This is a genomic window from Paenibacillus sp. VMFN-D1, from assembly GCF_003386155.1.
Classification (GTDB): domain Bacteria; phylum Bacillota; class Bacilli; order Paenibacillales; family Paenibacillaceae; genus Paenibacillus_AQ; species Paenibacillus_AQ favisporus.
In genome coordinates this window covers 394,478-412,117 of record NZ_QRDU01000004.1, presented here as the reverse complement: position 1 = coordinate 412,117, position 17,640 = coordinate 394,478, and the positions used below count along the sequence as shown (strand labels likewise).

18 protein-coding genes are annotated in these 17,640 nt (G+C 57.1%); 5 read left to right on the top strand and 13 right to left on the bottom strand.

What is annotated here, in order from left to right:
* Positions 1 to 206 precede the first annotated feature (206 nt).
* From C7820_RS25710 to C7820_RS25700, 3 genes are all read left to right on the top strand, one after another.
* A complete protein-coding gene (locus C7820_RS25710; RefSeq protein ID WP_397334222.1) occupies positions 207 to 467 on the top strand; it encodes a DUF2164 domain-containing protein in 261 nt (86 codons plus the stop codon).
* 93 nt (positions 468 to 560) lie between these two features.
* Positions 561 to 1,109: a GNAT family N-acetyltransferase gene (locus C7820_RS25705; protein WP_089550478.1), complete on the top strand. Its 549-nt coding sequence runs from the start codon at positions 561 to 563 to the stop codon at positions 1,107 to 1,109.
* Positions 1,091 to 1,285, top strand: a complete 195-nt coding sequence (locus C7820_RS25700) for a hypothetical protein (RefSeq protein ID WP_116233448.1) — start codon at positions 1,091 to 1,093, stop codon at positions 1,283 to 1,285. Before C7820_RS25705 ends, C7820_RS25700 begins: the two co-directional genes overlap by 19 nt.
* On the opposite strand, the gene C7820_RS25695 is transcribed toward C7820_RS25700, so the two are convergent.
* The 5 genes from C7820_RS25695 to C7820_RS25675 form a co-directional block, all read right to left on the bottom strand.
* On the bottom strand, positions 1,282 to 1,941 hold the full coding sequence (locus C7820_RS25695; protein ID WP_116233447.1) for an MOSC domain-containing protein: 660 nt from the start codon (positions 1,939 to 1,941) through the stop codon (positions 1,282 to 1,284). The two genes, C7820_RS25700 and C7820_RS25695, sit on opposite strands and share 4 nt — an antisense overlap.
* A gap of 89 nt (positions 1,942 to 2,030) precedes the next feature.
* Complete coding sequence (locus tag C7820_RS25690; RefSeq protein ID WP_076174766.1) at positions 2,031 to 2,816, bottom strand: SDR family oxidoreductase; 786 nt, start codon at positions 2,814 to 2,816, stop codon at positions 2,031 to 2,033.
* 237 nt (positions 2,817 to 3,053) lie between these two features.
* Positions 3,054 to 3,557 carry a GNAT family N-acetyltransferase gene (locus C7820_RS25685; RefSeq protein WP_116233446.1) on the bottom strand — a complete coding sequence of 168 codons (504 nt, stop codon included), beginning with the start codon at positions 3,555 to 3,557 and terminating at the stop codon, positions 3,054 to 3,056.
* A 60-nt stretch (positions 3,558 to 3,617) separates the two neighbouring features.
* Complete coding sequence (locus C7820_RS25680; protein WP_116233445.1) at positions 3,618 to 4,844, bottom strand: MFS transporter; 1,227 nt, start codon at positions 4,842 to 4,844, stop codon at positions 3,618 to 3,620.
* Between the two features lie 214 nt (positions 4,845 to 5,058).
* Entirely contained in the window at positions 5,059 to 7,125 is a 2,067-nt protein-coding gene (locus C7820_RS25675) for a molybdopterin-containing oxidoreductase family protein (RefSeq protein ID WP_116233444.1), read from the bottom strand.
* 331 nt (positions 7,126 to 7,456) lie between these two features.
* On the opposite strand from C7820_RS25675, the gene C7820_RS25670 reads away from it, so the two are divergent.
* The gene (locus tag C7820_RS25670; RefSeq protein WP_116233443.1) at positions 7,457 to 8,104 is read left to right on the top strand and encodes an SDR family oxidoreductase; all 648 of its coding nucleotides are present in this window, start codon (positions 7,457 to 7,459) and stop codon (positions 8,102 to 8,104) included.
* Positions 8,105 to 8,275: 171 nt separating this feature from the next.
* On the opposite strand, the gene C7820_RS25665 is transcribed toward C7820_RS25670, so the two are convergent.
* Both C7820_RS25665 and C7820_RS25660 read right to left on the bottom strand, forming a co-directional pair.
* On the bottom strand, positions 8,276 to 8,752 hold the full coding sequence (locus C7820_RS25665) for a glutathione peroxidase (RefSeq protein WP_076171834.1): 477 nt from the start codon (positions 8,750 to 8,752) through the stop codon (positions 8,276 to 8,278).
* Between the two features lie 45 nt (positions 8,753 to 8,797).
* Positions 8,798 to 9,208 carry a YjdF family protein gene (locus C7820_RS25660; RefSeq protein WP_116233442.1) on the bottom strand — a complete coding sequence of 137 codons (411 nt, stop codon included), beginning with the start codon at positions 9,206 to 9,208 and terminating at the stop codon, positions 8,798 to 8,800.
* Positions 9,209 to 9,507: 299 nt separating this feature from the next.
* On the opposite strand from C7820_RS25660, the gene C7820_RS25655 reads away from it, so the two are divergent.
* Positions 9,508 to 10,719 (top strand): oxalate decarboxylase family bicupin, encoded by a 1,212-nt coding sequence (locus C7820_RS25655; RefSeq protein WP_116233441.1) that lies wholly within the window; start codon positions 9,508 to 9,510, stop codon positions 10,717 to 10,719.
* Positions 10,720 to 10,875: 156 nt separating this feature from the next.
* Here the strand turns inward: C7820_RS25655 and C7820_RS25650 are convergent, their stop codons facing one another.
* The 6 genes from C7820_RS25650 to C7820_RS25625 all read right to left on the bottom strand — a co-directional run bounded on the left by C7820_RS25650 (position 10,876) and on the right by C7820_RS25625 (position 17,637).
* Complete coding sequence (locus C7820_RS25650; RefSeq protein ID WP_116233440.1) at positions 10,876 to 11,895, bottom strand: LLM class flavin-dependent oxidoreductase; 1,020 nt, start codon at positions 11,893 to 11,895, stop codon at positions 10,876 to 10,878.
* 335 nt (positions 11,896 to 12,230) lie between these two features.
* Positions 12,231 to 13,769, bottom strand: coding sequence for a DEAD/DEAH box helicase (locus C7820_RS25645; RefSeq protein ID WP_116233439.1), 1,539 nt, complete (start codon positions 13,767 to 13,769; stop codon positions 12,231 to 12,233).
* Between the two features lie 201 nt (positions 13,770 to 13,970).
* Positions 13,971 to 15,641: an ABC1 kinase family protein gene (locus C7820_RS25640; protein ID WP_076171844.1), complete on the bottom strand. Its 1,671-nt coding sequence runs from the start codon at positions 15,639 to 15,641 to the stop codon at positions 13,971 to 13,973.
* Position 15,642: 1 nt separating this feature from the next.
* Complete coding sequence (locus tag C7820_RS25635) at positions 15,643 to 15,972, bottom strand: phasin family protein (protein WP_076171846.1); 330 nt, start codon at positions 15,970 to 15,972, stop codon at positions 15,643 to 15,645.
* A 73-nt stretch (positions 15,973 to 16,045) separates the two neighbouring features.
* Positions 16,046 to 16,684: a ThuA domain-containing protein gene (locus C7820_RS25630; RefSeq protein ID WP_076171848.1), complete on the bottom strand. Its 639-nt coding sequence runs from the start codon at positions 16,682 to 16,684 to the stop codon at positions 16,046 to 16,048.
* A 140-nt stretch (positions 16,685 to 16,824) separates the two neighbouring features.
* Positions 16,825 to 17,637, bottom strand: a complete 813-nt coding sequence (locus tag C7820_RS25625; protein ID WP_116233438.1) for a uroporphyrinogen-III synthase — start codon at positions 17,635 to 17,637, stop codon at positions 16,825 to 16,827.
* Positions 17,638 to 17,640 lie beyond the last annotated feature (3 nt).

The window sequence follows — 17,640 nt, the reverse complement described above, 5'->3', positions numbered from 1 at the left end:
TTCTCTGTATAAAGCTTGTTTCATATAAATATACCTGTAATGCCGGGAGAGTTCAATCATTCGCGCTCCTCTCCCCTTTTACGTGAACGCGAAGCCTTATTCATCCTTCCCCAATCCAGGGACAAACATGAAAATTGGGGCTAATACCATTTTGACGCCATTTGAGGAATAAGGTAGCATGGAAATAAAAGCCGAAGGGGGCCTAAATGCATATGCAATCGATGAAGCTGGCGAAGGAACAGCGGGACCTGGCGATTCAGCAGATCCAGCAGTTTTTTGAGGATGAACGCGGCGAAGCCATCGGTGAGCTGGCAGCGGACGGCGTGCTGGACTTCTTTATGACGCGCATCGCTCCGCATGTGTACAACCAGGCGCTGAGTGACTGCCGCCATGTAGTCAGCCAGAGAATGATATCCCTGGAAGACGATATATACGCATTGGAACAAAAGGTTAAAGCGTCCCGTTAAGTACGAGGGGAGAAGTGAAAACGCATGGTTGGTTACATTTATAAGCTGGCCGCCAATTTCGCCGATCTTGGGAAAAGAAAGAGGGATTCATTCATGTTTACATACGCACTTGACGACCAAATTGAGCTCCGGCCCCTGGCGCTGCAGCATGCACGCCCGCTGTTTCACTTGACCGACCGGTCACGTGACCGGCTGCGGGAATGGCTCCCCTGGGTGGATGCGATCCGGGAAGTGGAGCATACGGCCAATTTTGTGAAAAATGCCATCAAGCAGGGCGCCGAGAACGGCGGCATTTCCGCCGGCATTTGGGTGGACGATGAAATCGCCGGTCTGATCAGCTACCATCAGATCGACTGGAACAACCGCTCCGTCAGCATCGGCTACTGGCTGGGGAAGGAATTTGAAGGCAAAGGCATTATGACCAGCGCCTGCCGGACCTTTGTTGATTATGCCCTGATGGACATGGATCTCAACCGGGTCGAAATCCGCTGCGCAACGGGCAACCACCGCAGCCGCGCGATCCCCGAACGGCTGGGATTCGTTCTCGAGGGAATCGTCCGTGAAGCGGAGAAGCTGCCCCAAGGGTATGTGAATCACGCGGTCTATGGGATGATACAAAGCGAATGGAAGCTGCTTCGGTAGCCCGTTTTGAAAACCCTTCCTCCAAGGCAGACAAAATGCCGCCGCTCCTGTCCAACGGACAGGGGACGGCGGCATTTTTGCGATACGATGAAGCGGTCATTCAGCGACACACAGATGTTCGGCAGCCGCTGGAAAACTGGGCTGCCGGTGGCCTGGTCGCAGCATGTCCCGTCTAGGCCAGCCAGTTGCTGAACTGCTCCTTCACGGTCGTAGCAAGGGCTTCGACTTGGAGCATCCGGGCAATCTCTTCCCGGTCCGCCCGCTTGCGTCCCAGCGCCAGCTGGCGCAGAACCGCGGCCACCGTCACCCCATCCGGGCTGGATCCACGCTTGACGATGGACGATTGGCGGTCCAGCACCCCTTCCTGGAGCACGCGGAGATAAAAGCCGCTGTATCCGGTATCCAGCACCCGTGCCGGGAAGTCCGTCACCCCATGCTTGCTGGCGATTTTGAAGCAGGGAAATCTCGGCTGGGCGACCTGCATGACCGTCCCGCCGATTTCAAACGTATCGCCGATGCATACCTCTTCTTCCAGCAGCCCGGATACGGTCAAATTCTCGCCAAAGGCCGGGCATTCCATCGGAATGCCCAGCTCCCGTTTCCAATAGGCGTAATGCTCTACAGGATAGACGCACACAGCCTTGTCAGGCCCGCCATGATTTTTCAAGTCACCCTGGCCGTCCCCTTCCATCTGCGTGCGTCCAACGAACACTTCTCCTTCAATCGGGCGTTTATGTATGCCGGTTGTGAGCGGTTTGCCCATATACTCCACCGTGATCGGCTTGCCGACGTTCACCGATACGATCCGGTAAGCGGTATCCACCTGATTCATTGCGGCTTCCCTCCAATTGATCATCTTGCTTCCATCATAGCATTTGGGGGTGCGCCGGTACAAAAGAATTACACGAGCTGGGATGGTTCTTAGAGGGCCTGTACCAGCCCGCCGTCAATGACAAGGGTTGTGCCGGTAATATAGGTGTTGGCACCCGATAACAGGAATACGACCCCTTTGGCGAATTCCTCCGGCGTTCCGTACCGTCCGAGCGGAATTTCGCTCTGGGACTGCTCTGCGACCTCTTCCGCGCTGACACCCTTCGCTTTCGCATTCGATTCGTTCAGCTGGATGATCCGGTCGGTCTCGATCCGCCCCGGTGCCACCGTGTTCACCAAGATTCCGTACTGAGCCAGCTCCTGAGACAAAGACTTGCTCATGCCGGCTACGCCGTTGCGGAACGTATTCGACAGAATGAGCCCGGGAATCGGCTGCTTGATCGACGTCGACGTCAAATTGACGATATGCCCGCCCAGTCCCTTCATATGGGGGAGCACCTCACGGATCATTCGGACATAACTGAGCAGGTTCAGCTGGAAGGCTTTATCCCAGTCTTCATCCGTCAGCGTTTCAAACGTTCCCGGAGACGGACCGCCTCCGTTGTTGACCAATATATCGATGCGGCCGAACTTCTCGGCCGTATAACGCACCATCGCTTCCACTTCATGCGGAATCGTAATGTCCGCTGCGTAATACTCCACCACGCCGCTGCCGAGCTTCTGCAGCTCCTGCTGTACTGCCTCCAGCTTGCCGTCGCTGCGGCTGACCAGCATGACATCGGCTCCTTCTCGCACCAGTTCAGCGGCGATCGCTTTGCCCAGTCCTTGACTGGATGCAATGACAAGCGCCTTTTTACCCTCAAGATGAAGATCCATTCTCTTATGACCCCTCTTCTATAAATTCTGCTATTCCCTTATAAACTGATCATTCGGGGATGAAACCATTCGGATTCTTGAATGCTGCTGATGACAAAGCGTTAATTATAGTATAAAAAGGAACCTTCACCTTGTGAAAGTCCCTTTTGTACCGTTTTATATCGGGCAGATTGACTAATTATACACAAAAAATGTCATATCATGGTATTTTACGGGACAGATAGCCCCATAGCCCCATTAAGGACGCGCCAGAAAGCAGCTCATCAATATATCATCGACATCGCGGCCGCCGATACAAAATTCCCGTTCCAGGCAGCCCTCCTGTACGAAACCACATTTGCGGTAAAATGCGATGGCTCCGGGGTTGGAAGACAGGACTCGCAGTCTCAGCTTTCTTTTTCCTTGCTCCTGCGCCCATTTCTTTCCCGCCTCGATCAGCCTCGACCCGATCCCCTCCTGCTGATAATCGGGATGAACCGCAATGTTAATTTCATAAACATGGCTGTTGCTGGAGAGACCCGTAGCCGGACGAAATCCGATGTACCCGCACAGCACGTTGTCCACCACGGCCACCAGTTGGGAACCCGGCGGGCAGTGACGCAGATAGTCCTCCCGGGAAGACCAGCGGACCGGTTCCGGGGCGGTCCACTCGTTCCACACGAGGGCGTCGATATCCATCAGCGCCTGGGCGTCCCTCATTTCCGAGAGGCGGATGGTCAAAACACGATGTTCGGATGGCATAACAGCTTCACCTCAATTGATAGTAAACTAGGACCAGGTTCAGGGGTATTCGAGTCATCGTCAGCTTCCGAAGGATTCGGCCAGATCGATCTCCGCCTGCCGGTTTCGAACCGCGTGCGTCACAAAGAACACGACCGACAGCACCGCTACCCCAATCGCCAGCCAGGTCACCGGCATGATTCCCCCGTTATCATACAGTATTCCCATGACATAGGGCCCTGCCATTCTTCCGACGGCCCCCATTCCCCCGGTCAAACCGATATAGAACGGAGCCGCCTTATAGGCGTGATCGGAAATGAAAGCCGGGATGGCCGGCGAGATCAGCATCTCTCCGAGCGTCGCCAGGATCATAGCCATGACCATTCCCGGATAACTGTGCAGACCAGCAATGACAAGATAGGCCGCCAGATAAAAGAGGCCGCTGGCCGTAATTTGGGCCGACGAGGTCCGTGCGAACCAGCGCTTGATCAGGCTTGTCAGCGGCTGGGCGACAAAAATGAGAATGCCGTTCATCGTCCAAAGGAAGCCATAGGCCCGCTTCGGCATGCCCTCAGAGATAATGAAAGGGGACACGCCTGTGTTCCAGATCGAGTTCCCCAGCCAAAGGAACAGGGAACCGATGCCGATGAACAGGTAAACCCTCGTATTGCAGAGCAGGGACCAGGTACCGTCGGCACGTTCGGGCTTGTCCTTCTTCTGCAGATGAACCGGCCCCTGCTCCTTATCAAGCCGGCTGAGATAATTCAGGAAAAACATCGCGAAAACCGCCGATGTGACCCCGTTCAGAATAAAGGTCAAGTCGTAGGACAGATCCGCAAGGAATCCGCTCAGCGCCGTCCCCAGGGCAACGCCGATGTTGTTGGCGACGTACACGACGTTAAACAGCTCGCCCCGCCGGTCGGCGAAGCGGTAGCCGATGAATGCCTGGATCGCCGGCATGGACACGGCGTTGCAGAAGCCGATAAAGCCCATCAGAGCCATGTATAAATACCAATACGGGCTGATGAAAGGCAGGGCGAACAAACCAAGCGCATTCAGGCCAAGCGATCCGACGATGAGCCGCTTCACCCCGACCCGGTGGTACAGCGCGCCGCCGAGCAGCTGGCCGATGATGCCGCCCAACGCCTGGACCATGATGACCAGGCCGGCATCGGCCATCGAGTGGCCCAGCTCCTCAAACACGTACATGGTGGTGAGCGGCCACATCAACGACCCGCCCGCCGAGTTGATCAGGCTGGCCGCCAAAAATATTTGAACTTCCCTTGGATAGGATTGCAGAAATTTCATGTTAAGAATCTCCTGTGCAGCGGTATGTGGTGAGGCCGGGCAGATGTCCGGCTTCTGAAACCGGCAGATAACGAACGAAAAAAAGAAAGCCCCTGGGGGCTCTCCGGCAGGTGTCCGCCAAGCGTAAAGCCGGCTGACACCCGTAGCAATTTATCGTTATGTCTGCCGTCCCACATGACAGTATCTATCATATTGTGTCATCCCGCAATGACCTTCACTGACGCTTTACTTCGACAGTGGTTGAGAAGAAGGTGGCTCCACCGCCCATGTCGGCCAGGCGGTCGGGCGTCAAGGCGTTAGCCCGCTGCCTGCGGCCGTCCTTTGCCCACCACAATCCCTGGCTTACGACAGTGCCGGGAAGCATTTTATCCGTGACCACAGCCTTCAACTCATACTGTCCCCGCTCGTTGTATACGCAGACGGGATCTCCGTCCGTAATGCCGCGTGCAGCGGCGTCTTCCGGGTGGATCTGCAGCACCGGCTCCTTCTCCAGCTTCTGATGCTTTTCCACATTGGCGAAGGTGGAGTTCAGGAAATTGTGGTTCGGCGGCGAAATGAACATGAGCGGGAAGCTCTCTCCTGCTGCAGGACGGCGCTCACCGTCGTAGCCTTCCTTCAGCGGGACATACTCCGGCAGCGGCGGCAATCCTGCCTGCTTCATCGCTTCGGAATACAGCTCGATTTTGCCTGAAGGGGTCGGCAGCCGGTCCAAATAGTGCTGCTTCGGCGTCATGTCGAGCTTGACGAAGCGCTGCTCCTTCAGCGTCTCCAGGGTTACTCCGTTCAGATAGGGATTGTCCGGATAATCCAGCGCCGCCTCGATCATCTGCTCCTCCGTCTGGGAGAAGGCCTCTTCATCGAAGCCCATCGCCCGGCCCAGCAGGGAGAACAGCTCCACATTGCTCCTGCTCTCGCCCTGCGCCGGAATGACCGGCTCCTGGATCTGAACATATTGATGCCAGTAAGAGCCGAACAAATCTGTGCTCTCAAAGGAAGAGGTCGCCGGCAGAAGGATATCGGCGTATTTCGCCGTATCGGTCATAAACAGGTCATGCACGACCGTAAACAGGTCCTCCCGGGCAAATCCGGCCTGAACCCGCGCCGTATCCGGCGCGACGACGAGCGGGTTGCTGCAATAGACAAGCAGCGCCTTGATCGGCTGCTCCGTCATGGCCAGCGCTTCCCCGATCCGGTTCATGTTGATGCTGCGCGCCTCCGGATTCGGACGCAGATCCGGGCGCTCCAGCGCTTCGCTGTTCATCGCGTTATAGCCGCCGTTGGACTTGGCGGCACCTCCGCCCTGCTTCAGCCAGTGTCCGGTCAGCGCCGGCAGGCAGGCGATGCTGCGAATGTTCATGCCTCCGTTGTCATGATGCTGCAGCCCGTTGCCGATGTGGATGTAGGCGGCTTCCGCTTCGCCGTACATACGGGCCAGCTTCTCGATATCTTCCTCCGGAATGCCTGTAATCTGGGATACACGGGCCGGGGTGTACGCCTTCACATGCTCCCGCAGCTCCTCATGGCCGACAGTGTACTTGGCCATAAAGTCATTGTCCGTCAGTCCGTCGCGGAACAGGATGTGCATCATGCCCAGTGCCAGCGCCGTATCCGTTCCGGGATACAGCGGAATAAACCAGTCGGCCCACTGGCCGGTGCGGTTGCGGTGCACGTCGATGACGACCACTTTGGCTCCGCGCTTGCGGGCTCTCTCCGCAATGACGACTTGGTGCATGTTCGTGCTGATGATGTTGCCGCCCCAGACCAGAATCAGGTCGGCGTATTCCGTATCCTCCGGCGTCGTCCCGCCGCCGAAGCCCATCGTATATTTCCAGCCGGCACCGCCGGCGGAGTTGCATATCGTTTGGTCCAAACGGCTTGTACCCAGCGCATTGAGGAAACGCCGGTCCATACCGTCGACGCTGAGAATGCCCATATTGCCGTAGAAGCTGTAGGGCAGTATCGCTTCGGAGCCATGCTCCGCAATAATATCCCGAAAGCGCTGGGTAATTTCCATCACCGCTTCGTCCCAGGTAATCCGCTCAAAACGGCCTTCCCCTTTGGGCCCCGTACGCTTCATTGGGTACAACACACGGTCCGGATGATAAACCCGCTCTGTCATATTTCTTACCTTATTGCAGATCGCACCCTGAGTAATCGGGTGATCCGGGTTGCCGGTCACTTTGACGATTCTACCGTTCTCCTTGTGCAGCAGCAGGCCGCAGGTATCCGGGCAGTCCAGCGGGCACACCGCAGGAAAAACGCCGTTCTCTTGCTCGATCATCTCCCGCTCCATCTCCCTCTATATGAAGTCTGTATATGCTTGTATTTCTATCTTAAAGCGAGTCGGCAAAATCCGCAAAAGAAAAAATGGGGACTCCTGTTTCAACCTTATGGCCGCCGGGTATAAAAAGAACAGGAGCATAGAGTGGACGAACCGTGTTCGCCCTGCCTGCTATGCCATATATCATGGACCACTCCCAACCGAATTCGCCAGGTCGATGTTTCGTTCCCCCGGACGCCGACCTGGCGAATTTGTTTATTTTTGGAATCCTATCAAAAGCTGTGTTCCCGCCCTGGACATCGGGGTAATGCATACGTAGAGGTGATCAACGATGACAACCGTTTTTGTGGCAGGCGCAAACGGGCAGACCGGGCGCAGAATCGTATCGAAGCTGATTGAGGCAGGTTATGACGTGAGAGGGCTTGTCCGTAAAGAAGACCACCTCCGGGATCTGGAATCCGCAGGAGCCAAGGGTTACCTTGGAGACTTGTCGGGGGCTTTCTCTGACGGTATGAAAGGAGCGGACGTCGTCGTCTGCGCCGCAGGGGCCGGCACCTCGGGAGATCCGGAGCATGTGGATCATGTCGGAACCGTTCGACTCATTGAGCAGAGCGTGCTGGAGCAAATTCCGCGGTTTGTGCTGATCAGCTCTATGGGCACCAAGGATCCGGACGCCATGCCTTCTTTCCTGAAGCCCTTCCTGATGGCCAAACGCAAGGCCGAGACCATCCTGGAGGAAAGCGGGCTGAGCTATACGATTATCCGTCCGGGCGGGCTGACAAACGAGCCGGGCAAAGGCAAGGTGCATGCCGCTCCTGAGCTGCAGCGTCACGGCCGGGTATCCAGAGATGATGTAGCCGCAGCTGTTCTCGCTGCGCTGCAAATCCAACAGACCCATAACCAGTCGTTCGACCTGCTTGAAGGCGATACTCCGGTGGAGGAAGCCTTGAAGGGATTAAACGGCAGCGTTCCGCAGTAACCTCCGTTTGTGGGATGCAGCAAGAACACGGTTATCCGGAAGCACTGGCTCTGGAGTTTATACGTTCTGATATTAACAAAAGGTCTGTCCCGTTTTCGGGACAGACCTTTTGTTCAAGATATTATCGGTTCGTATCGCTTTCAGGAAGATTTCAGAAAGCTTCCCGGCAGTTTACAGCAAACCGCGGATGGCTTCTGTCATGGCCTCAGGTGACTCCTTCGGCTCAAAGCGGGCAACCACCTCTCCCTGCCGGTTCACCAGAAACTTCGTAAAGTTCCATTGAATCTCGCCGTCTTCGGCCGGACCCGGCTGCTGCTGTTTCAAATATTGAAAGAGCGGATGAGCCCCTTCCCCATTCACTTCCACTTTGGCGAATACCGGGAATTGAACCCCATAATTCAGCTGACAGAACGATGCGGCTTCTTCACTGGTACCCGGCTCCTGTCCTCCGAACTGGTTGCAGGGAAATCCAAGGATTTCGAGCCCCTGTGCCTTGAACTGGTCATACAGCTTCTGCAGGTCGCCATACTGCGGCGTTAATCCGCATTGGCTTGCCGTATTGGCGATGACCAGCACTTTACCTTCATAATCCTGAAGAGACACCTCTTGACCAGAGGTCTTGGCTGCTGTGAATTGGTACACGGACATGTGATTACCCCTTTCTATCCTTCATATAGAATTGGCATTCTGCTGCTATTTACCCCGATGCTTGGCCTTGGCCTTCCTTACGGCGATCTCCCGCTTGTAAGCGGCCAGGGCTTCCCGCTGTTCCCTGCTTCGGCAGGCGCGCTGCTTCTTTGACTTCTCCAGCTCCAGGCGAAGCGCCTCCTGGCTCTGGGTGCTGACGCCGCGGGAGCGGGACTCCTTCGCCGCCTGCCGGGCAAGCCGCTTCGGGTTGACCGACTTCACAGGCAGCCGCGCGGCCGGGACGCTGCAGGATAAACGCTCCACCAGCGTGGGAAGATCGTTCATAACATATTCCCACACTTCCTGCAAAGACGGCTCGGCACCAAAGACGTGCCGACCCGCCTTAAGCCCGTCTGCTCCCTGCACTTCGACGACACCGACCCAATAAGGATCTTCAAAAAATACCGTGAGTTTCACCAGTATTCCCCCTCTGTATAAATCGGACCGAGGGACATCCCGAGGGGGGAAGGCTACTGACATGTGATCCGGGAGGTTGTGCTGGCGAATCGCCCTCTGCCTCCGTACATGCGCCACGGACTACCGACCGGGCTGTGATTTTACGATCCACTTTCCATGATACTCCAAAGCGGCCGTGATGCAAGTCCGGACCCAAGCGAATCCAATGAAGCCGGGAATCAGCCTCATATCGACATGCGGCGGTTCATATACTTTCCTGTAGCTAAAAGCGAGATTACTGCTGAAAAGGGGCCATACACATGAATCATTCATCCAATCGGCCGGAGTCGGGCAGGCGGGTTCCCCAGCCGATCCGCGGCCGTGAAGGGGCGACCGACGACGGGCCGCGCGACGTGCTTCGGGACATGGAGAATCCCGACATGCTCGTTCCACCGAAGACCGATAACGGGCTGATACCCAATTTAAAATTTTCCTTCTCCGATACGCACATGCAGCTTAATGAAGGCGGATGGTCCAGGGAAGTGACCGTTCGCGAGCTGCCCATCGCCACCACGCTGGCCGGCGTCAACATGCGCCTCACCCCTGGCGGCCTGCGTGAGCTCCACTGGCACCAGCAGGCCGAATGGTCCTTTATGCTGCTCGGCAGGGCACGCATTACGGCGGTGGACCAAAACGGGCGCAATTTCATTGCCGATGTGGGTCCCGGAGATCTCTGGTATTTCCCGCCAGGCATCCCCCATTCCATCCAGGGGCTGGAGGAAGGCTGCGAGTTTTTACTTGTTTTTGACGACGGACATTTCTCCGATCTGAATACCCTCAGCATCTCCGACTGGTTCGCCCACACGCCCAAGGAGGTGCTCTCAGCCAATTTCGGCGTTCCGGAAAGCGCGTTTGCAGGCATCCCTCCCAGCCAGGTTTACATCGAGCAGGAACCCGTTCCCGGTCCACTGGACAGCCAAAAGATAACCTCGCCCTACGGGGAGGTGCCCCAAACCTTTACGCACCGTCTGCTCGCGCAGCCTCCGATCATCACATCCGGCGGCAGCGTGCGGATCGCAGATTCGTCCAATTTCCCGATCTCGCGCACCGTAGCGGCGGCACTGGTGGAAATCAAACCCGGCGGAATGAGGGAGATGCACTGGCATCCAAATCAGGACGAATGGCAGTATTACCTTACCGGCCAAGGCAGAATGACCGTATTCGCCGGTGGCGGCAAGGCCCGTACGTTCAACGTTCGCGCGGGCGACGTCGGCTATGTGCCGTTCGCCTTCGGACACTATATCCAGAATACCGGAACAGACACCCTCTGGTTTTTGGAAATGTTCAAAAGCGACCGGTTCGCGGATGTGTCATTGAACCAGTGGATGGCCCTGACGCCGCGGGAGCTGGTGGCGGAAAACCTGAACGTCGGGTCCGATCTGCTGGATGCGCTGAGCAAGGAAAAATCGCCCGTAGTCAAGCACCCCGGCTTCACCTACACGAAGCCAAAAGACGGCGCCCCGGACGGGTAACATCCAGGGGGCCGTCTTTTTTTCTAGATATAAGAAGGTATAAGCTTCAAAAACTTGGCTTCCTTGATACCGCAAGAAAAGGTTAACGTTAAAAGCGTTCCGTCTCCTTTGAAAATAAGTCTTTAAACGTTATTCTAATTTCGCCTGTTCATTCCTTTATCGTCCGGCGGCGTCAGGCAGTCCGAACGCTTCGGCGATCAACCGGAAGGACTGCAGCTTATCCTCAAAACGATGGGTAATGCTGGCGATCATCACCTCATCGGCATTGTATTCCTCGCACAGCTCTTCAATCCTGCGCTTCACCTGCTGCGGGGAACCGACGACCATCCGTTTGCGGTTCTCCTCGATGCGGATTCGGTCGTACCGCGAATACGGATATTCCAGCGCTTTCTCCACCGACGGAGTGCCTCCAGACGATCCGCCCTTTTCCAATAAAATGAGCGAGAGATCCATGCTGGACGCAATCCGGTTGGCTTCCTCCTCCGTTTCGGCGCATACGGCAAAGATGGCCACCAGGGACTGGGGTTTATCAAATATGGCCGACGGCTGAAAATGCTCCTGGTACCAGCGCATCACATCGCTGCCGCCGGAACCGTTGATAAACTGGGCGAAGGCAAAGCCGGTTCCCTGCATGGCGGCAATCCCGGCGCTGCCCCCACTGGAGCCAAGCAGCCACATTTCCGGAACGGTTTGGACCATTGGCGTGGCCAGAAGGCCAGCAAAAGGATGTTCCGGACTCAGGGAATCCGTCAAATAGGCGATTAAGTCGTCGATCTGATCAGCGTAGCGGTCCTCCCCGCGCATCTTGCCTTCCTGAAGAGCACGGGTGGCCAAAGGCATGCCGCCCGGCGCGCGTCCGAGCCCCAGGTCGATTCTGCCCGGATAGAGGCCTTCCAAGAGCCGGAAGTTCTCCGCCACCTTGTAAGAGCTGTAGTGAGGCAGCATCACGCCGCCTGATCCAACCCGGAGCGTCGACGTCTTCGCCGCCAGATGGGAGATCAGCACTTCCGGACTGGAGCCGGCCAGGTTCGGGGAGAAATGATGCTCCGATACCCAAAAACGGTGGTATCCGAGGCGTTCGGCTTCCTGGGCCATGGCCGCCGTCTGGGCCAGCGCTTCCACCGGATTGCTGCCTTCCGATATCGTTGATTGATCCAATATGCTCAGCTTGATCATTACGCATCAAGACCTTTCTGCTTATAACTGATTGCAGCGGGTGCTGACTGCTATTGCAGCAGCGGCATCCATGTTTTGGATGAGCTGCCCTGCTATTATATCATGCGCTTGACGGGTTGCCGAAACGCTTGGACCAAAGCGGGAGGGTGCCCGAATTATCCGAGTCAGAAAGCAAAAAAAGTCTCGCAGTGGTTGAGTAAGGCTTGCACGGGAGGCCAACTCACCTCATTAGAAGATCTGAAGATTCGCCCCTGCATTTCGGGCATTCGTGAGGACAAAAAAAGGCAGCAGCTGACCCCTCCTGGGTTAGCTGCTGCCTTGACCGCGGGGCGCCGTTATTTCCGGCGCCCGCGTCCTCCCGCGCTCCGGCCTCTGCCGCCGGGAGCGGATGGGCGGCCCGTGCCGCTCCGCTTGGCATCCCGGCCGCCGCGGGAACCGCCAACCGGCGCGCCGCGTTCCGCGCGGGCCGCTTGGCCCCGGCCGCCGCCAGCGCTGCGGCCGTCACGCTGCCCGGCCGCACCAGTGCGGGAGCGGCCGGCACCTGCACCGCCTGCGCCGGCTTCGCTTCCGGCGTAGGCGCCGCGCGCCCGCTTGGCCTCGCCGCGGGCGCTTCTGCCTTCACCGCCCGCGCGTGCGGGGCGGTCATCCCGGCGCGGACGGCCTTCGCCGCGCCCGCCGTCTCTGCCGCCGCGTCCGCGTTCATCGCGCTCCGCATGGATGGAGCGCGCCTTGGTCCCCGCGGCGGTGATGCCGGCGCCCTTGTCATACCGGCGCCGTTCGATGTTGTACTGGATGTGCTGCTCGATGCTTGCCAGCTCACCTTTGTCTTTGGGGGCGACCAGCGTGATGGCCATGCCCTTCTCCCCAGCCCGGCCTGTGCGGCCGATCCGGTGAATGTAGCTCTCCACGTCATGCGGAATATCGTAGTTAAACACGTGCGTGACGCCTTCCACGTCAAGCCCGCGCGCCGCCACATCCGTGGCGACCAGCAGCTGCAGCTTCGCCTCGCGGAACCGCTTCATGACCGCTTCGCGTTTCGCCTGCGACAAATCGCCGTGCAGCTCGTCCGAGTTGTAGCCTTGTTCGAGCAGCGCCTCGTTCAGCGTCGACGCCCGCCGCTTGGTGCGGCAGAATATGATCGCCAGAAACGGTCGGTAGGTGTCGATCATGGAGATCAGCGCCTCCTGCTTCGTCCGGTCCGTCACTTCCACGACGATCTGCCGGATATGGTCCAGCGGTACCGGCGATTTCTCCCCTTTGATCACTACGTCCTCCGCGTCCCGGGTATAGGCTGCCGCAAGCCGCTTGACCTCGGCAGGCATCGTGGCCGAGAACAGCATCGTCTGGCGCTTGTAGGGCAGCGCCTGAATCAGTGTCTCGACCTCGTCCAGGAAGCCCATGTGCAGCATTTGGTCGGCTTCGTCCAGCACGAGCATTTTAACGCGCCCGAGTTCAAGCGTACCGCGCCGGAGGTGATCCAGCAGCCGGCCCGGCGTGCCGATGATCAGCTGGCGCCCCCCTTCGAGCTTCCGCAGCTGCTTCTCGACGTCCTGTCCGCCATACACGGCCAAAATCCGGATATCGGTCCCAGCTGCCAGCTTTTTTGCTTCCTCGGTAATTTGCAGCGCCAGCTCGCGTGTAGGCGCAACGACAAGCGCCTGCGGGTACAGCTGCGTCGGGTCTATTTTTTGCAGCATCGGCAGCATAAAGGCCAGCGTCTTGCCGGTTCCTGTACGTGCCCTCGCGATCACGTCGCTCCCTGCAAGCAGGAGCGGAATCGTCTCCACTTGCACCGGTGTCGGGATGGCAATACCGTTCGCCCTAAGTGTATTGACCAATGATTCGTTAACGCCCAAACTTGAAAACTTCAACAAAAATGCACCTCATTCATTAAGTTCCGCCTTTAGCGGGATATATAGTGGATTAACTCGGTTCAGACGCTTGTACTTCTATATCTTAAAAAGGAGGACCGTCACGTGACCCGTGCAGGGCCGCCGGACAGACCTCCCTTAAAGGATGAAATGAAAAACGCATGAATAACAATGTATGGATCATAATGGCGGGAATACGGGCAGCTAAAACCTGCCGGATTTGAATATGGAAAACAGCAGCCACAGCACCATCAACAGCGCCACAATAAAACCGGTTCCGATCACCGGAAAATGCCACAGCACGGAGGATTGCTGATTCAGGGAAGAACCGATGATCAGTCCGACCATAATGATGCTGAAAGCAAGCAGCACGATGCTGAAAGACAGCCGGTTGCTGATCTGGTCGAGCTTCCTCATCAGGGCCTCCATCTCCGGAACGCTGATCTCAACCTTCAGCTTGCCCTTGCTGATTAACGATGAAATCTGCCTTGCCTGGTCCGGCAGGTCAAACAGCGCCTCCGCCAGACCCGCCGCTCCGCCCAGCAGCTTCTTGCGCAGGTTGCGGGTGCTGAAGCGGTCCTTGATCAGCTTCCGTCCAAACGGCTCCGCCATGTCGATGATGCTGAGCGTAGGATCCAGCTTCTCGATGACGCCTTCCATCGTCAGCAGCGCCTTGCCGAGCAGCGTCAGATCAGGCGGAATCATCACTTTGTGACGCTGGGCGACCGCGAACAGATCGTTCAGCGCCGTCCCCATGCTGATTTCGGAAAAAGGAATATTATAGTACTGCTCCCGCAGACTGTCCAAATCCCTGCGCAGCTCGCGAATATCGCCGTCTTCCGGCATCATGCCCAGCCTCAGCACGGCGCGGACCATGCTGTCGGTGTTTTTCCGCATCAGGGCGATGATCAGCGAAGACAGATGATCCTTCATCTCCTCGCTAAGCCGTCCCACCATCCCGAAATCCAGATAAGCAAGGCTGCCGTCCTTACGCACGAGCAGATTGCCCGGATGCGGATCGGCGTGGAAAAAGCCTTCGATGAAAATCTGGTGCAGCATGCTTTCCACGAGCTTCTCGGCCGTTTCCTTCAAATCATATCCCTTCGCCACAAGCTCCTCCTGATGGCTTAAAGAGATGCCCCGGACGTATTCCATCGTCATGACTCGCGAAGATGTATACTGCCAAAATATTCGCGGGATGCACACGGTCTCATCGTTCTGAAACTGCAGTGCGATTTTTTCCGCGTTGCGTCCTTCCTGGGTATAATCCAGCTCAGCCCGCATGGAGCTCGCAAACTCTTCCACCAGGCGGGCGATCTGGTACTGCTTGACCCATACCCAGCGCTTCTCCGCCAGTGCGGTTAGGTCTCTGAGGATTTCCAGGTCTCTGACCACCATCTGCAGAGCGCCCGGACGCTGGACCTTGACCGCTACATCCTCACCGGTCTTGAGCTTGGCGAGGTGAACCTGTCCAATGGAAGCAGCCGCGATCGGCGACTCCTCAAACCAGGAGAAAATATCCTCGATAGCGTCGTCCAGCTCCTGCTCGATTATGCCTTTGGCTGACTCGGACGAGAAAGGCGGAACCTGATCCTGAAGCTTGATCAGCTCCCGGATAATCGGCTCCGGCAATAGGTCCGACCGGGTGCTGGCCAGCTGCCCCAGCTTGACGAAGGTCGGCCCCAGGTCTTCCAGAACCAGCCGGATCCGTTCCCCCAGCGTCTTGGTCTGCGGCGTCTCATGGGTAATCCACCGTCTTGGGATGGACAGCATCTGGAACAGGCCCAGCTCCTCCACGATATAACCAAAGCCATGACGCATAAGCGCCATGGCGATCTCCCGGTAACGACCGGTATGTCTGATGCGCAGTGCCATCTTATTCCGCGGCCGGTCCGGAACGCTCTGCTTCGAGCTCCGCCACCCTCTTCTCCAATGTTGCAATGCGCTGTTCCAAACTGACGATATCCTGATCGGAAGGAACGTGAATGTCCGTTAATACACGCCGAACCTGGTCTTGAATCCACGTTTTAAATTGGGACTGCTCCTCCTCGCCGCGTTCCACCAGCCGGTTGACCAGATCCTTGGATTCGGACGGCGCCAGCTCGCCCCGTTTGACCAGATCGTCCACGATCTTCTCGACTTTCTCTTTGCTCACTATGGTAAGGCCCCAACCTAATGAAATTGCTTTTTTAAACAGATCACTCATGGTTATTCCTCCCAAAGCTATAGTCAATATATTATACCCCCAAATGATGGGTCATATAAACCCGGGGGCCGTATTAACCCGGAAGATGCGCCGCCCACTGCGCAGCCTGCAGAATAAGCCGGCGGATTTGCGGATGGAGGAATGTCGGCTCGTGATGCCCCGGCATCAGAAAGGCGACTCTTCCCATACCGTAGCTATGCTTCCAGGCCGCCGGATGCCACGTTCCTTCCAGCTCGTATTCCAGCAGCACGGTTCTTTCGCCAAACGGGTCAAAATCAATCTGGTACGGCTCTTCGTCGAGTTCAAAAGGCTCGATGCCTTTCGTAACCTGATCCTCTGCGCTCACCCGGAACGACAGCGGCTGGTACGGCGGATGACCGTTAAAACGGCCGCCGGCCAGCTGGGCCAGCTCATAGCGCCGGTTGCCGATGGACAGGCCATTGTGGATGACAAGCAGGCCTCCACCCTGGCTCACGTAAGACAGCAAACCCGCTGTCTGCTGCGGAGACACTTTCTCGTCCCACAAGTCGAAATAGCATATGCAAAGGTCAAACGGCTTCAAATGCTCCTCGAGCAGCAAATTTTTGTTTTCGCTGCATTGAACCGAAATGACATCGTTCAAAATATGGCTGATCTGAGCGTCTACCCCCTGCAAAGGGTGAAATTTCGGATGCGTGTAATCACCGAGTAAAATGCTTTTTTTCTTGTTCATTATGTTCCTCCTTGCTCGCTCTCGTTCCCTATAGCATTCCACACTTTCTGGAAAAAACCTTTAATTCCTTTCGTTTTGATGAAGGAAAAAGGGATGCAGCCAGCCGCATCCCCCCGTCTGTATGGACATGTCCCTTTCCTTCAGTTTCGAACAAAATACCTTCCCAGTTCCACCATCATGCTGCCCATCCGCTCATCTTCCTCAGGCGAGCAGACGCGTTCGATGCCTTCTTCCCGCAGCGCCTGGGCTGTAATTTTGCCGACAGCCGCCGCGACCACCGGTCCGGAGAAAGCCGATACCAGCTTCGAGAGCTCGCCCTTCGCCCGGGCGTACTCGATCAGGTTACGCACCTGCGGCCCGCTGGTGAACGCCACGGCGTCCAGCTCCGCCGCCGTAATTTCGGCGAGCAGCCGCGCAAGCTCCGCTTCCTCCGGAGCAATATGCTGATACGGCAGCACTTCCCGCACCTGGGCCCCCTGTTCCTGCAGCCAGGCCGTCAGCTTCGGGGCGGGATCGCCGTGCAGCTGAAGAATGACGTCCGCCCCTTGAAACGAATAGGACGCCAGCCCCCGGATCAGACCGGCCGTGCTTCCGTCGTCATCCCGTACGATCGGAATCAGCCCTCTCTTCTTCAGTGCATTCACCGTTTTGTACCCGCGGGCGGCAATGGACGAGCCCTGCAGCGCTTCGAGCAGTGCAGCGCCAGCCCCCATCTCCTCCGCCACCTGAACGATGGCGTCGAGCCCCATGCCCGTCGTCAATATGACCCAAGCGGGGGGATTGGTGATCCAGGCTTCAATATCCTTGCGCAGCTTCACATCGTCGAGGAATACCGTTCCCTGTGCGGGACGAATCAGCGGAATGCCTCCCATATTCTCCACAAGTTTGGCCATTTCGGCCGCCTTGCGGGGACCGGTTAACGCAATTTTTTTACCTGCCAAATTCCGAGCCATGCA